Source organism: Cypionkella sp. PAMC25878 (genome assembly GCF_058135695.1).
On sequence record NZ_CM176871.1, the window covers coordinates 2,353,912 to 2,368,151 of the forward strand.

At 61.3% G+C, this 14,240-nt stretch carries 13 protein-coding genes and 1 pseudogene; 5 read left to right on the top strand and 9 right to left on the bottom strand.

Annotated features, from left to right (window positions below):
- Position 1: 1 nt before the first annotated feature.
- Both ACS5RD_RS11365 and ACS5RD_RS11370 read left to right on the top strand, forming a co-directional pair.
- Positions 2 to 274 (top strand): annotated as a pseudogene (locus tag ACS5RD_RS11365) (LysR substrate-binding domain-containing protein); the annotation flags it as partial.
- The gene (locus tag ACS5RD_RS11370; RefSeq protein WP_489931446.1) at positions 249 to 437 is read left to right on the top strand and encodes a hypothetical protein; all 189 of its coding nucleotides are present in this window, start codon (positions 249 to 251) and stop codon (positions 435 to 437) included. The pseudogene ACS5RD_RS11365 and the gene ACS5RD_RS11370, both read left to right, overlap by 26 nt.
- A gap of 230 nt (positions 438 to 667) precedes the next feature.
- Here the strand turns inward: ACS5RD_RS11370 and ACS5RD_RS11375 are convergent, their stop codons facing one another.
- The 5 genes from ACS5RD_RS11375 to ACS5RD_RS11395 all read right to left on the bottom strand — a co-directional run bounded on the left by ACS5RD_RS11375 (position 668) and on the right by ACS5RD_RS11395 (position 3,643).
- Complete coding sequence (locus ACS5RD_RS11375; protein ID WP_489931447.1) at positions 668 to 832, bottom strand: hypothetical protein; 165 nt, start codon at positions 830 to 832, stop codon at positions 668 to 670.
- A 225-nt stretch (positions 833 to 1,057) separates the two neighbouring features.
- Positions 1,058 to 1,432 carry a hypothetical protein gene (locus ACS5RD_RS11380; protein ID WP_054007641.1) on the bottom strand — a complete coding sequence of 125 codons (375 nt, stop codon included), beginning with the start codon at positions 1,430 to 1,432 and terminating at the stop codon, positions 1,058 to 1,060.
- 259 nt (positions 1,433 to 1,691) lie between these two features.
- The gene (locus tag ACS5RD_RS11385) at positions 1,692 to 2,231 is read right to left on the bottom strand and encodes a biotin transporter BioY (RefSeq protein ID WP_489931275.1); all 540 of its coding nucleotides are present in this window, start codon (positions 2,229 to 2,231) and stop codon (positions 1,692 to 1,694) included.
- A 127-nt stretch (positions 2,232 to 2,358) separates the two neighbouring features.
- Positions 2,359 to 2,943: an energy-coupling factor transporter transmembrane component T family protein gene (locus ACS5RD_RS11390; protein WP_489931276.1), complete on the bottom strand. Its 585-nt coding sequence runs from the start codon at positions 2,941 to 2,943 to the stop codon at positions 2,359 to 2,361.
- Complete coding sequence (locus ACS5RD_RS11395) at positions 2,918 to 3,643, bottom strand: energy-coupling factor ABC transporter ATP-binding protein (protein WP_489931277.1); 726 nt, start codon at positions 3,641 to 3,643, stop codon at positions 2,918 to 2,920. The genes ACS5RD_RS11390 and ACS5RD_RS11395 overlap by 26 nt, the downstream gene beginning before the upstream one ends.
- Positions 3,644 to 3,966: 323 nt before the next feature.
- Between ACS5RD_RS11395 and ACS5RD_RS11400 the strand changes: the two genes are divergently transcribed.
- Entirely contained in the window at positions 3,967 to 4,917 is a 951-nt protein-coding gene (locus ACS5RD_RS11400; RefSeq protein WP_489931278.1) for a bifunctional helix-turn-helix transcriptional regulator/GNAT family N-acetyltransferase, read from the top strand.
- A gap of 728 nt (positions 4,918 to 5,645) precedes the next feature.
- Here the strand turns inward: ACS5RD_RS11400 and ACS5RD_RS11405 are convergent.
- Positions 5,646 to 6,923: a 4-aminobutyrate--2-oxoglutarate transaminase gene (locus tag ACS5RD_RS11405; RefSeq protein ID WP_489931279.1), complete on the bottom strand. Its 1,278-nt coding sequence runs from the start codon at positions 6,921 to 6,923 to the stop codon at positions 5,646 to 5,648.
- Between the two features lie 307 nt (positions 6,924 to 7,230).
- On the opposite strand from ACS5RD_RS11405, the gene dprA reads away from it, so the two are divergent.
- Positions 7,231 to 8,334 carry a DNA-processing protein DprA gene (gene dprA, locus ACS5RD_RS11410; RefSeq protein ID WP_489931280.1) on the top strand — a complete coding sequence of 368 codons (1,104 nt, stop codon included), beginning with the start codon at positions 7,231 to 7,233 and terminating at the stop codon, positions 8,332 to 8,334.
- A 244-nt stretch (positions 8,335 to 8,578) separates the two neighbouring features.
- Positions 8,579 to 11,344, top strand: a complete 2,766-nt coding sequence (gene topA / locus ACS5RD_RS11415; RefSeq protein ID WP_489931281.1) for a type I DNA topoisomerase — start codon at positions 8,579 to 8,581, stop codon at positions 11,342 to 11,344.
- Between the two features lies 1 nt (position 11,345).
- Here topA and choV read toward each other — a convergent pair whose 3' ends face one another.
- The 3 genes from choV to ACS5RD_RS11430 are packed head-to-tail and all read right to left on the bottom strand — an operon-like array spanning position 11,346 to position 14,216.
- Positions 11,346 to 12,368 (bottom strand): choline ABC transporter ATP-binding protein, encoded by a 1,023-nt coding sequence (choV, locus tag ACS5RD_RS11420; protein ID WP_489931282.1) that lies wholly within the window; start codon positions 12,366 to 12,368, stop codon positions 11,346 to 11,348.
- 3 nt (positions 12,369 to 12,371) lie between these two features.
- Complete coding sequence (choW, locus tag ACS5RD_RS11425) at positions 12,372 to 13,220, bottom strand: choline ABC transporter permease subunit (RefSeq protein ID WP_489931283.1); 849 nt, start codon at positions 13,218 to 13,220, stop codon at positions 12,372 to 12,374.
- A 60-nt stretch (positions 13,221 to 13,280) separates the two neighbouring features.
- On the bottom strand, positions 13,281 to 14,216 hold the full coding sequence (locus tag ACS5RD_RS11430; RefSeq protein WP_489931284.1) for a choline ABC transporter substrate-binding protein: 936 nt from the start codon (positions 14,214 to 14,216) through the stop codon (positions 13,281 to 13,283).
- Positions 14,217 to 14,240 lie beyond the last annotated feature (24 nt).

Sequence of the window (14,240 nt, forward strand, 5' to 3'; positions counted from 1 at the left end):
TATGACCGCGCTGCGAATTGGGCCGGATTTTAGGCAGGTGATAGTCTGTGCGCCGGGTTATCTGGCGGCGCGTGGGGTGCCTCAGGTGCCGCAGGATTTGCTGGCGCATGACGCGGTGATGCTGCGCCTGCCCAGATCTGGCGGACTTTATCCGTGGAGTTTCGCACGCGATGGCCAAGAATTGACGGTGCGGCCAAAGGGCCGGGGGATTTTTAACACGGTGGCGCTGCTGCAGCAGGCGGCGCTGGATGGTTTGGGGTTTTGTGTCGCTGCCCGAGGATCTGGTGGCGGGTTTGATCGCCGAGGAGCACTTGGTGCGGCTGCTGGCCGACTGGTCACTGCTGCGGTCGGGGTATCATTTGTACTGCCCAAGCCGCAGGCAACCCTCGCCCGCGTTTGCGATCGTGCTGGAGGCGTTGCGGCGGTTTCGCGGCTGAGGCGAAGGCGATTTTCGCGCGAAAATCAGGGGGCGTTCTCGCCCCCTCGGCCTGCGGCCTCACCCTCCTTTGGGATATGGGGGGCGGGACGAATTGGTGGGCGAATTGGTGGGGGATTTGGTTTGGCGGTTTGGCGCTGTCACAGGTGTTTGGTGCGGCTTGGGGCCGGAAGTATCGCTGTGGTTGGTGGGGAAGCGGCGCAGATAGGCGCGCGCCGCTGGACGCGCGCGTCAGGCGGGTTTGAAACGAGCGGTGAGGATGACCGCGCCTTTAATGACCACAACGCATACCCCAATGGCAGCTATGAGGGCGGCGTTTGTGGAGAGCACGGCTGCCAGCAATGCCCAAAGCGAGAAGACGACGGGCAGTTGGATGAAGGCGAGGAGAACGCTCATGAAGATTGCACTGGCACGCGACAATTTCAGCTTGCTGCCGCAGTTTGTGCAGGTCGTGCCGCCGCATTAGGCCTCGATCCGGTGTTTTAGGGTAAGGCTGCGCTGCTGGCAGTTTGGGCAGGCGCTGAAGCCTGCAGGAAACTTTGGCAGGGTTGGTTTGCTCTTGCGCGATTAAATCTGAAATGTGGACTCACAGTTGCAGAAATCTCTAATGCGGTGGGTGGTCTAGCATATCTGCGTTTGACCACAGCGCTCTGGTGCGAGGCCACTGGCCGCTTGCAGCAAGGTGAGGTCTGCGGCCTGACGCGCGCGTTCTTGCTGGATCAGCGGATGCGAGAGCAAGCGGGTTTCGGCGTCTTTGCTGTCTGGGAAGCCAAATGCCTCGATTGCGAGCTTGTCGGTGGCCTCGTAGCTGCGGCGCGCGGCCCAAGCAGCTTCTTGCGGGGTTGGATCAAGAAAACACTGCAACGCGTAGATAGTTGCCACAATGGCGTCTTCGCACAATGCGGCGGCTTGGCCGGGAATGTCGAAGATCAGCTCCATCATGGGGTCTAGCTGGGTCAGCATCGCCTTGACCTCGGCGCGGGCTGCGTGGGGCATGCATTGCGGTCAACAGGCCTTTGGTACGGGATTGGGCAATGTGCAGGGCTGACGGATCAAGGCTTTCCGTCGTTGTGGCAAAGGCTTGGTATGATTTTATCAACCTTGCGGCAGCAGCCAATGCAAAGCTTACGCGTTGGGCTCTTCCGAGCGTTTCCAGTGCGGCAAGGTTTAGCTTTTCATCATATCTGAGCAAAGCGACCTCGGTGTGGCAGCAAGCGACGGGTGTATCCCGCCGCTCTGGTTCCGGTGCTAAGATCTACCCACGCGACAGCAGGGCTTCGGGGCGCATTTGGGCGATGGATTTGGTGATCAAAGCGGCGAGGGTGGCTTTGATCAGATCACCGGGCAGGAAGGCCACGGCAGCGAGAGCCATGTCGGGCAACGGTTTGTTCAGCATGATCGCCATGCCGGGGATGCCGAAGGCATACATCACGACGATACCGCCCAAGATGGCGCCTGCGAAGGCCGCCGGGAACAGTGCCAGCTTGGTGTTCTGGGTGATCAGGCCTGCAACAAAGGCGGCAATCGGGAAGCCGACGATATAGCCGATGCTGGGCGTCTGGATTTTCTGCCATGTCGTCATAAAGCCGGGGAACACCGGCACGATCAGGCCAACCACAAGGAACAAAATCACCGCCAGCGCGCCACGTTTGGCCCCCAACATGGTGCCGCACAGCATGATCCCCATGCTTTGCGCGGTGATCGGCACGCCTGCGGCCAGATCAATTTTTGGCACGAGGCCCAGCACCGCGATCAAGGCGGCGAAAAGGGCGATGTGGGTGAGGTTCTTTTCCATACGGGCTCTCCTGCTTGCGTCGCGGCAGTTAGGCTGCGGCTCTGGCAAAGGGCAACTGCTATTTTTGGACAACCGGGTTCGGGGGTTGTCGGACATGGGGCGCTGAAATCTTGGTGCGGGCTGGGGTTCAGCCGAGGCCACCACGGGCGCGCAGAGCCTCGGCGGTGTGGGTCGCATCATCGAGGGCGGCGAGGGTGGTGGGCAGGAAGATCCGCCAGCCGGGGCGTTTGGGGGATCTGGCACGCCAGCTTTCCGTGATTTGTTCGGCGCGCATCAGCATGGTGGGGATGAAGCGGATGGTGAGGCCGATGGCCAGCGCGAGGGTTTTCGGGGCGATGATCGGGCTGAACGGACGGGCGAGGGTTTCGACCGTGCGGGTCATCTCGGTCAGTTTGCTGGTCATGGTGACGAAATTGGCGGCTGCCACGCCGATGATCATTCGGGTGATCAGGATGATGCCAGCGGGGTCGCGCAGCCAGAGGTGCCAGAGTGCAAGGATCAGGATGAGGGGGATCAGCGGGCGGAGGTTTGTCAGGCTTTGCAGCGCGAATTTGGGGCCGCAGGACAGAATCAGGGCGGCGATGGGCGGGGCGATCAGCCATGGCTGCGGGGTGGCGAACAGCCCCACGGTGAGTGCCACGAAGGCGGCCATTTTCACGGCGGCGGGGATGCGGTGGGCGTAGGTTTCAATCGGGGAGGTGAGTGTCAGCATCTTGCTCTCCCAGTATGGCCATCTCAGCGGTGAAGGCTTGCAGGGTGGGGCCGGGCGGGCCGTCGGCGCGGATTTCTCCGGCGTCGAGCCAGAGCACGCGGTCGCATTGGGCGACGGCGGCGGGGTCGTGGGTGATGGTGATCAGGCGTTGCGGCAGGGCTGCAAGGCGGCGGGCGAGGCGGATTTGGGTGGGCAGATCAAGGCCTGCGAAGGGCTCGTCCAGCAGGATCGTGCTGGGCTGCATCAAGAGGATCGAGAGCAGGCACAGGTAGTGGCGCTGGCCTTGGGAGAGGGTGTGGGTCAGGGCTTTGGCCCAATGGGCGCGGGACTCTTCTTGCAGCAGTTGGGTGACGGCTTGGTTGGCTGCGGCCTCGGTTTGGCCTTGCTGACGCAGGCCGAAGGCGAGCTCTTCGGCCACGGTGGGGAAAAGGATTTGGTGGTCGGGGTTTTGAAACAGGATGCCGAGGCGGGGCAGGATGGCTTTGCGGTCGCTGGGATCGAAGCCGTCGATGCGGACGCTGCCGGTGGTGGGGGGGATCAGGCCAGCCATCAGGCGCAGAAGTGTGGTCTTGCCCGAGCCGTTTCGGCCGATGATGCCGATGCGGGGTTCGGTGAGGGTGAGGGAGAGGTTCGACAGGATGGTTTTGCCGCCGAGGGTGACGGCGGCTTGGTTGAGGGTGATGCCTTGGGTGGTGGTCATGGATGCTCCCTGCTTCGGGAGGGTGATAGCGCGGGGCGGGGGAGGGGGGAAGGGGGTGAGGGTATGGCCGGGGGGGGCCACGTGTAGACAGGGGGGCGGTTTATGGGGAATCAAAGGGTTAGGCGAGGGGGTGTTAAGGATTGGTTAGGGTTTATCCTAGGCTCGGGGCGGGGGATTGGTCAGCGTGACGGGTGGGCGCAATGTTGCTGTCCAGCGATGGGGTGGCATCGGGCTGGAACGGTCGTCGTGTGCGGGATTTATTAGAATTGACAGGATCGGCAGTACGGAAATATAGTTGCATTATACAACTAGGGAATTACCCAATGCCCAACGCTCGGCCTGCAGATTCTGTCGAGGCCATCCGCAGCGCGGCGCGGTTGCTGGTGCGGGAACTCGGGTTCATGGGTGGGGATTTCGCGGGGGGTGATCTGTCGCCTTCGGCAGTGCATGCGCTGATCGAGATTGAGGCGAGTGGGGTGACGGCGCGCGATCTGGGGCTGCGGCTGCATCTGGAGAAATCCAGTGTCAGCCGGATGCTGCGCAAGCTGATTGCTGGCGGTGATGTGGTGGAGCAATCCGCCGAGGATGGCCGGGTCAAAATCTTGGCGCTGACCGAGGCCGGGCAGCGGCGGGTTGCGGGGATCCATGCTTTCGCACGGTCGCAGGTGTCGGCTGCGCTGGTGCGGTTGCAGCCGGGGCAGGATCGGGTGGTGCTGGAGGGGTTGCGGCTTTATGCCGAGGCCTTGGACGCGCCTGTGCCGCCTGCGCCCGCGCTGCCTGCGGTCGAGATCGTCGAGGGCTATCGCTGCGGGTTGATCGCCCGGATCACCCAGATGCACGCGCTGTATTATGCGCAAAACGCGGGCTTCGGGCAGCGGTTTGAAGCTTTGGTGGCGGGCGGGCTTGCCGGGTTCAGTGATCGGCTGGACAGCCCGCGCAACGCGATCTGGTCGGCGCTGCGGGGCGGTGAGATTGTGGGGGCCATCGCGATTGACGGCGAGGATTTGGGTGGCAATTTGGCGCATCTGCGCTGGTTTATCACCGATGCGGCGGTTCAAGGCTCGGGGGCGGGGCGACGGTTGCTGTCGGCGGCGCTGGGCTTTGTCGATGCGCAGGGGTTTGAGGCGACGCATCTGTGGACCTTCAGCGGGCTTTCAGCGGCGCGGCATCTGTACGAGGCACGAGGGTTTGAGTTGGTGGAGGAGAGGCCGGGGCAGCAATGGGGCAAAGAGGTGCTTGAACAAAGGTTCGTGCGGCGGGGGAGGCTAAGCTGAGCGACCTTTGTCGATCAAGCTTATATCGGCGTCTCTTACGCTGTGCCCACAGCGACTAATGTATGCCATCTGGCTAGGCCGCGACATCAGGCGGCGATTGCCGTATCCTTATTGCGAAAGCTATGGGCAGCCAAAGGCTAACCAGTAACCACAGCGCGACATAAAATATCTCTTGACCATCGTGTTCATAGGGCGATCCGGTTAGCACCTCACAAGCACTTGATCCGAATACCCAAACGCGCACCGCCAAATTGAGGGCAAAGGCAGTCTGCCATACCAAGACTGGGAGGATAGCAACGCAGATGATTGAGATTGCGCGATGACTTTTGCTGAATATCGCGCAAATCATTGTCACACCGTAAAAGGGAATGGCCAATGCGATGCTAACAAGCTGGCCCGCATCGCCCATCGTGCAGGTCCCTGTTTGCACAAGCGAGAAAGCAAGCCACCCAAATATGTGGCGAGTATGGCAATAATCGACAATACCTTTTTCCTCAACGGATGCGTCTCGCATGCATGCTGGTCAACGAGGTTTGTTTACAACCTATAGACCTGAGGGGAACGAAAGCGAGAGGTTGTTTGCCGCAGTATAACGCATCTTCTTTCAGCTGGTCGTAACGAACGCCGCACTTTCGAAGGCATTTCAAACTTGGCCTCACCAATGATGCAAAAGGCCGGAACGCCGCTGCGTTCCGGCCCGGTTTTATATCGCCCCCTAAGGCCAAGCGTTATGCTTGGCGTGCCGCAGCCACCGCCGCCTCAAGAATATCCATCGCCTCGGCGAAATGGGCATCCGGAATGGTGATCGGGGCCAAGAACCGCACGACGTTTCCGTAGACGCCGCAGGTCAGCAGGATCAGGCCGCGTTTTTGCGCCTCAACCCGGACGCGGGTGGTAAAGCCTGCGTCGGGTTCGTGGTTGGAGGGGTTGGCGAATTCGACCGCGACCATGAAGCCTGGGCCGCGGATGTCGGCGATTTCCGGGGTGACGGAACGGATGGCCTCAAGACGCTGTTTCAGGCGGCCACCGAGTTCGTTGGCGCGGGCACAGAGTTGTTCTTCCTCGATCACGTCCAGCACTGCGTTTGCAGCGGCGATGCCGATCGGGTTGCCGCCATAGGTGCCGCCCAGGCCGCCCGGGTGGGCCGCGTCCATCAGGCTGGCTTTGCCGGTCAGCGCCGCCAGCGGCAGACCGCCCGCCAGACCCTTGGCCATGGTGGTGATGTCGGCGCTTACACCGGACTGCTCCATCGCGAACATGGTGCCAGTGCGGGCAAAGCCGGTTTGCACCTCATCCGCGATCATCACGATGCCGTTGTCGTCACACAGCTTGCGGACGGCACGGAGCAGGTCTTTCGGCGCGGGGTAGAAGCCGCCCTCGCCCTGCACGGGTTCAAGGATGATCGCGGCGACGCGGGTTGGGTCTAGATCGGCTTTGAACAGTTTGGTGATGCCCGCCATCGCGTCATCAGTAGAGATGCCGTGGATCTCTTGCGGGAAGGGCACGTGATAGACATCGGGCATCATCGCGCCGAAGCCTTTTTTGTAGGGGTCAACCTTGCCCGTCAGCGACATGCCGAGCAGGGTGCGGCCGTGGAAAGCGCCGCCAAAGGCGATGATGGCGTTGCGCCCGGTGGCGATGCGCGCGACTTTCACCGCGTTTTCAACGGCTTCGGCACCCGTGGTCACGAACACGGTTTTCTTCGGGAAATCACCTGGGACAAGGGCATTCAAACGCTCGGCCAGCCGGACATAGTTCTCGTAGGGCAGGACTTGGTGGCAGGTGTGGGTGAATTTCGCCAGCTGAGCGGTGACGGCGGCCATGACTTTGGGGTGGCAATGGCCGGTGTTGACCACGGCGATGCCCGCGGCGAAGTCGATATAGCGGTTGCCCTCGATATCCCAGACTTCGGAATTCAGCGCGCGATCAACGTAGATTTCGGTCTGCACCCCCACCCCGCGAGAGATGCTGTCGGTGCGGCGGCGGGCGATTTCGGCATTTTTCATGGTGGTTTCCTTGGTGGTGATCGCCCGGTTGCGATGTTGGGGCGCGTTTTCTTTGCACGCATTTGATCAAAGAATGATGCGGCGGGCAATCGGCCCAGAGGCGGTTTCGATAAGTCCAGATATGGGGGTGGGTCAGTCCAGTCTGGGGGCGGATCGAGCCAAAGCGGGTGGCGATGTTAAAGGGGGATTCATCTGTTGTTAACCGATCCCATCGCAGACTGCGAATCGTGAATGAGGCGAGGCGTAGATGGCGACGGGTCTGAACACACACCATAACCCCAGTTCCGCACCCTCGGACGCAGACCCGATGGCTTGGCTTCGCCTCATTCGCTCGCGTCGTGTGGGGGCAGTGACGTTTCATCGGCTGGTCGCGGATCATGGCGGGGTCGAGGGCGCGCTTGCGGCGCTGCCGAGGATCGCGCGGGCGGCGGGGGTGGAGGAGTATAGCCTGTGTCCTCTGGAAGTGGTGCGGGCCGAGATGGCGCAGGCGCGGCTGGCACGGGCGCAGGTGCTGCTGTGGGGGCAGGCGGGCTATCCGCAGGCGCTTATGGATTTGCCGGATGCGCCGCCTGTGTTGTGGGCGCAGGGCGATATTGGCCTGTTGGCACGACCGATGGTGGCGCTGGTTGGAGCGCGGAATGCGTCTTCGTTGGGGTTAAGGATGACGCGGCGGTTGGTGGAGGGGCTGGCGCAGGCGGGGCAGGTGGTGGTCTCGGGCCTTGCGCGCGGCATTGATGCCGAGGCGCATCAGGCGGCGCTGGAGACTGGCACGGTGGCGGTGCAGGCGGGCGGGGTGGATGTGATCTATCCGGTCGAGAATACCGAACTCGCGGTGGCGATTGCAGCGCGGGGTTGCCGGATTTCGGAACAGCCGATGGGGCTGGTGCCGCAGGCGCGACATTTCCCGCAACGAAACCGCATCGTGTCGGGGCTGGCGCGGGCGGTCGTGGTGGTTGAAGCGGCAGCACGCTCGGGCAGCTTGATCACCGCGAAAAACGCCTTGGATCAAGGGCGTGAGGTGCTGGCGGTGCCCGGCCATCCGTTTGATGCGCGCGCTGCCGGATGCAATGTGTTGCTGCGCGATGGCGCGGTTTTGGTGCGATCCGCGCAGGATGTGTTGGAGGCGATTGGGGTGCAGGGGCATTTCCTGGCGCAAGTGCCGCTGCCCGTTGAAGCGGTTGCTGTGCCTGATCCTTTGCCTGGTCCAGTGCCGCAGCGACGTGCGCTGGCTGATATTGCCGCCGTGCACAGTCAGATCTTGGCGCGACTTGGCCCCAGCCCCTTGGCTGAAGATCAACTGATCCGCGATCTGGCCTTACCGCCGGGGATGCTGTCGCCCGCACTGATCTCGTTGGAGCTAGAGGGGCGGATTTTGCGGCAATCCGGTGGGTTGCTCAGTCGGGTAGATTGAGCGCTTATCGCTCCCTTGCGGGCGCTCTGCACTGCGGGTTTCATCTTGGCTCAAATATCCCCGCCGGAGGCATCCGACACGGACGTAGCAAGCCTCCGGCGGGGATATTTGAGCCAAGATGAAAGCGATAAGTACCCGCAAGCAAGCAACGCGCGCGGGCTTTGCCAATCGCCCCGGTTGACATCCCCGCACAAACCCCCACATGGTGCCTCGCCGCACATATGCCTGTTTTCAAGGGAATTTCATGCCCGTTGTCGTTGTAGAATCGCCCGCTAAGGCCAAGACAATTAACAAATATCTTGGCTCGGACTATGTGGTTTTGGCCTCTTACGGCCATGTGCGCGACCTGCCGCCGAAGGATGGTTCTGTCGATACCGAGAACGGATTCGACATGCTGTGGGAGGTGGCGGCCGACAGCAAAAAGCACATTCGTGCGATTGTTGAAGCGCTGAAAACCGACGATACCCTGATCCTCGCGACCGACCCTGACCGCGAGGGCGAGGCGATTTCTTGGCATTTGCAAGAGGCGCTCGCCAGCACGCTGAAGAAGGGCAAGAAAGTGTCTCGGGTGACGTTTAACGCCATCACCAAAGAGGCGGTGACCGAGGCGATGAAGCATCCGCGTCAGGTCGACCAACCCTTGGTGGACGCTTATCTCGCGCGGCGGGCTTTGGATTATCTGGTGGGCTTTACGCTGTCGCCGGTACTGTGGCGCAAACTGCCGGGCTCGCGTTCGGCGGGCCGTGTGCAGTCGGTCTGCCTGCGCTTGATCGTTGAGCGTGAGATGGAGGTTGAGGCGTTTCGGGCGCGGGAATTCTGGTCGGTTTCGGCGGTGCTGAACACGCCGAGAGGGCAGGAATTTGAGGCGCGGTTGACGGTTCTGGGTGGCCGGAAACTGGACAAATTCGACATTCCGACGGTGGAAGCGGCGGAGTTGGCGGTGCAAGCTGTCACTTCTCGAACATTGAGCGTTTTGTCGGTTGAAGCCAAGCCTGCTTCGCGCACCCCCTATCCGCCATTTATGACCTCGACCCTGCAACAGGAAGCCAGCCGCAAATATGGCATGGGCGCGAAGGCCTGTATGTCGGCGGCGCAACGGCTGTATGAGGCGGGCCACATCACCTATATGCGGACCGACGGCATTGATATGGCGCCGGAAGCAGTGACGGCGGCGCGCGCGGAAATTGGCAAACGCTTTGGTCCGGCCTATGTGCCGGACGCGCCGCGCATCTACAAAAACAAGGCGAAAAACGCGCAGGAAGCGCATGAATGTATCCGCCCGACCGATATGGGCGTCGCCCCGGCGGAGTTGCGGTTGTCGGAACGCGATCAGCAGAACCTGTATGAACTGATCTGGAAGCGCACCATTGCCAGCCAAATGGCTGGCGCGCGGATGGAGCGGACGGTGGTGGAAATTGGCAGCGCCGATGGCCAGGTGGGCCTACGCGCCAACGGCCAAGTGGTTCTGTTTGATGGATTTTTGAAGGTCTACGAGGAAGGCCGCGACGACGAAGACGAAGACGAAGGCCGCTTGCCACAGATCATGCAGGGTGAGGCCGCTGCGCCGAAAAAGGGTGGCTTTGAGGCGGCGTTCAAAAAGCAAGCCGACGCTGTGGGCAAGGATGATTTCGATCTGATCGAGGCTAAATCGGCGTTACGTCGGGTGCCTTCGGCGGTGATCAGCCCGGATGGTGCTATTCTCGCCAGCCAAAGCCACACCCAGCCGCCGCCGCGTTATACCGAGGCGACTTTGGTGAAGCGGATGGAGGAGTTGGGGATCGGGCGGCCCTCGACCTATGCCAGCGTTTTGACCACGATTGTGGATCGCGAATATGTCCGCAAGGATAAGAACCGGCTGTTCCCCGAGGATAAGGGGCGCTTGGTGACGGCGTTTCTGACCAACTTTTTCCGCCGCTATGTCGAGTATGATTTCACCGCCGATCTGGAAAGCCAGCTGGATGACGTCTCAGCCGGTGAGCGGGATTACAAGGAAGTTCTGGCGCGGTTCTGGCGGGATTTCTCGGCGGCGATTGCCGAGACGGCGGATCTGCGTATTGGCGAAGTGCTGGATAAGATTGACGATTTCCTGAGCCCGCATCTGTATCCGTTGCGCGAAGATGGCTCTGATCCCCGGATTTGCACCAGCTGCGGCACGGGTCGACTGCATCTGAAAACCTCGCGGTCTGGCGGGGCGTTTATCGGTTGTGGCAACTATCCAGAGTGCCGTTATACCCGCCCGATTTCGGGCGAGGAGGGTGGCTCGGTGGATGGCCGGGTTTTGGGCGTCGATGCCGATGGCGTGGAAATCAGCCTGCGCGCCGGGCGGTTTGGGCCCTATGTGCAGAAGGGCGAGGCGACTGAAGAAGCGCCGAAGCCGCCGCGTGCCAGTCTGCCGAAAGGGTGGGAATCGGGGGCTTTGACGCTGGAGCGGGCGATTGAGCTGCTGTCGTTGCCGCGCCAGATCGGGCCGCACCCGGAAGATGGCGTGATGGTCGAATCGGCGATCGGGCGGTTTGGGCCTTATGTCAAACACGGCACGGTCTACGCCAATATCCCGGATGTTGAGGAAGTCTTTACCATTGGGATGAACCGCGCGGTTGAGGTTTTGGCGCTGAAGGCGGCGGGGCGGCGTGGCGCTGCGGTGGCGGAGCCGCTGCGGGCGTTGGGCGAGCATCCTGACGGTGGGCCGGTGCAGGTGATGCCGGGGAAATATGGGCCCTATGTCAAATGGGCCAAGGTCAATGCGACCTTGCCGAAGGAGTTGACTCCCGAAGCGGTGACTTTGGAGGAAGCGCTTGCTTTGATTGCAGAAAAGGCTGGGAAGTCGGGTAAGAAGGCCCCTGCGAAGAAGGCGGCAGCGAAGGCTCCGGCCAAGGCTGCGGCTGCGAAGAAGCCTGCGGCGAAGAAGGCTGCGGCTAAGGCCCCGGCGAAAGTGACGGCCGCGAAAAAGCCTGCGGCAAAGAAAACGGCGGCCAAGGTCGCCGCTTCTGAGGATGTTTTAGACAGCTGATCTAAGCGCGCGGGTTGATGAGTTTGGCCATCAACCCGGCGGCTCGGATCACGCCGATATGGGCACCGTTTTCGGTGACGTTCAGTTCCGGCTCGTCATTGCACAGCCGGGTCATCACGGTTTTGACGGGCATTTCGCAGTCAATCGACGCGCCGTCACAAGAGCCCGCCTGCATCACATCCCGCGCAGTCAGCACGCCGAGCGGGTTCATATGCGCCACAAAATCCGCCACATAGTCGCTGACCGGATTGGCGATGATCTCCCGCGCGGTGCCGATTTGCACGATGCGGCCACCCTCCATCAAAGCTATGCGGTTACCGAGTTTGAAGGCTTCGTCCAAGTCGTGTGACACAAAGATGATGGTGCGTTTCAGTTTGGCTTGCAAATCAAGCAGTTCGTCTTGCAACCTGGCGCGGATCAGCGGATCGAGCGCCGAGAACGGCTCGTCCATCAGCAGGATCGGGGCTTCGGTGGCGAAGGCGCGCGCAAGGCCGACACGTTGCTGCATCCCACCAGAGAGTTCGCCGACTTTGCGCTCGGCCCATTGCGACAGGTTCACCAACGCCAGTTGTTGGTCAACCTTGGCGCGGCGTTGATCGACGGATTGCCCTGCGAGTTCAAGGCCTAAGCCGACATTGTCGCGCACCGAGCGCCACGGCAGCAGGCCGAATTGCTGGAACACCATGGCGATTTTCGATAGCCGCAAGCCGCGCAGGGATTCGCCTTTGGCCTTGGTGACCGAGACCATTTTCGCGCCGTCCCACACCCGGACTTCACCACGCACCACCGGGTTCAGCGCGTTGACGCCGCGCAACAGGGTAGATTTTCCCGAACCGGACAGGCCCATCAGCACAAGGATTTCGCCCTCGGCCACCGTCAGCGAGCAGTCATGCACACCAAGGATTTGCCCAGTTTGGGTCTGAATATCGCTGCGCGACATGCCCTGATCCATCAAGGGCAAAGCGCGGTCGGGATGGTCGCCGAACACAATGGAGACGCGATCAAATTCTACTGCATTTACCATGGGTTACACCTTGCGCTGGAAGGTGGCGCGCAGAGCGATGGCGACCACGACGATCACGAAACCGGACTCAAAACCCTTGGCAGCGTTGACGGAAGCCAAGGCGCGCATCACCGGCACGCCCAAACCATTCGCACCGACCATTGAGGCGATGACGACCATGGACAGCGACAGCATGATGGTTTGGTTCAGCCCGACCATGATTTGCGGCAGCGCCCAAGGCAGTTCGACTTTAATCAGCCGCTGGCTGGGGGTGGCCCCAAAGGCGGTTGCGGCCTCTAGCAAAGCGGTGGGGGTGGAGGCGACGCCAAGCTCGGTCAGCCGGATCGGCGCGGGGAGGACGAAAATCACCGTGGCGATCAGGCCGGGAACCATGCCGATGCCGAAGAAAATGATCGCGGGAATCAGGTAAACGAAGGTCGGCAGGGTCTGCATCAGATCCATGACGGGCGACAAAGCGGCATTCAGTTTGGCGTTATGGGCGCAGGCGATGCCGATGGGCACGCCGATGGCCATGCAGACGGCGCAGGACGACAGGATCAGCGTCAGGCTCTCGGTGGTTTCTTTCCAGTAGCCTTGATTGACGACGAACAGAAAGCCGAGCCCGACGCCGACGCAGATTTTCCAATTGCGTTGCAGCACCCATGCGAGGGCCACAAAGATCGCGATGATGACGATGGGGTGAGGTGCTTGCAACAGCCACAGAAAACCGTTGATCAAGCCTTCCAGAGCATCGGCGATAACGTTGAACACCGCGCTGAGGTGGGTTTTCATCCAGACGAAAACCGCATTTGCCCAGTATCCGATTGGAATCTTGTAGTCAGAGTCGCCCGTCAGCCAGCCTAGAAGTTCCATTCACCGTCCCCGTGTTGGATAGAAAAAGGCCCCGATCTTCCGCCGGGGCCTTGGTTTCGCTTATTGCAGAGCGGCCGTGACAGCGGCTTTGGCATCGCCACCGTCTTTGGTGGTGACACCATCCAGCCATGGGCCGATCACATCGGGGTGGGCGGCCAGCCAGGTTTTGGCAGCCTCGCGCGGGTCGGTGCCATCATTCAGGATCGCGCCCATGATTTCGTTTTCCATCGCCAAGCTGAACGACAGATTCGACAAGAGTTTGCCGGTGTTCGGGCATTCTGCGACGTAACCCGCGCGGGTGTTGGTGGCGACGGTGGCGCCGCCAAGGTTCGGGCCGAAGAAATCATCGCCGCCGGTGAGGTAGGTCATCTTGAAATTGGCGTTCATCGGATGCGGTTCCCAGCCGAGGAAGATGATCGCTTTGCCCTCATTATCGGCGCGGGCGACTTCGGCCAACATGCCTTGCTCGGAGGATTCCACCAGTTCGACCCCGGCGGCTTTCAGACCGAAAGCGTCTTTGTCGATCATATCAAGGATCAGCTTGTTGCCGTCATTGCCGGCCTCAATGCCAAAGATTTTGCCATCCAGATCAGCGCTATGCGCGGCGATGTCTTTGAAATCCTTGATGCCGAGTTCAGCGCCTTTGGTGTTGGTCGCAAGGGTATATTTCGCGCCTTCAAGGTTGGTGCGCACGGTATCGACGGTTTTGGCATCGCGGTAGGGGGCGATGTTGCTCTCCATCGTCGGCATCCAGTTGCCGAGGAACACATCAACGTCGCCGGACGCGAGGCCTTCATAGGTCACCGGAACCGACAGCACTTTGGTTTCGGTCTCATAGCCCAAAGCCTCTAGCACCAGCGAGCTGGCGGCGGTGGTGGCGGTGATGTCGGTCCAGCCGACATCCGAGAAGGTGACTTTATCGCAGCCCGCCGCGAAAGCGGAGCCAGCAAAGGCGAAGGTGACGGCGGACGCGAGCAGCGTCGATTTAAGAGTCATGTTGGGCTCCCTGTTTTTGTTGAT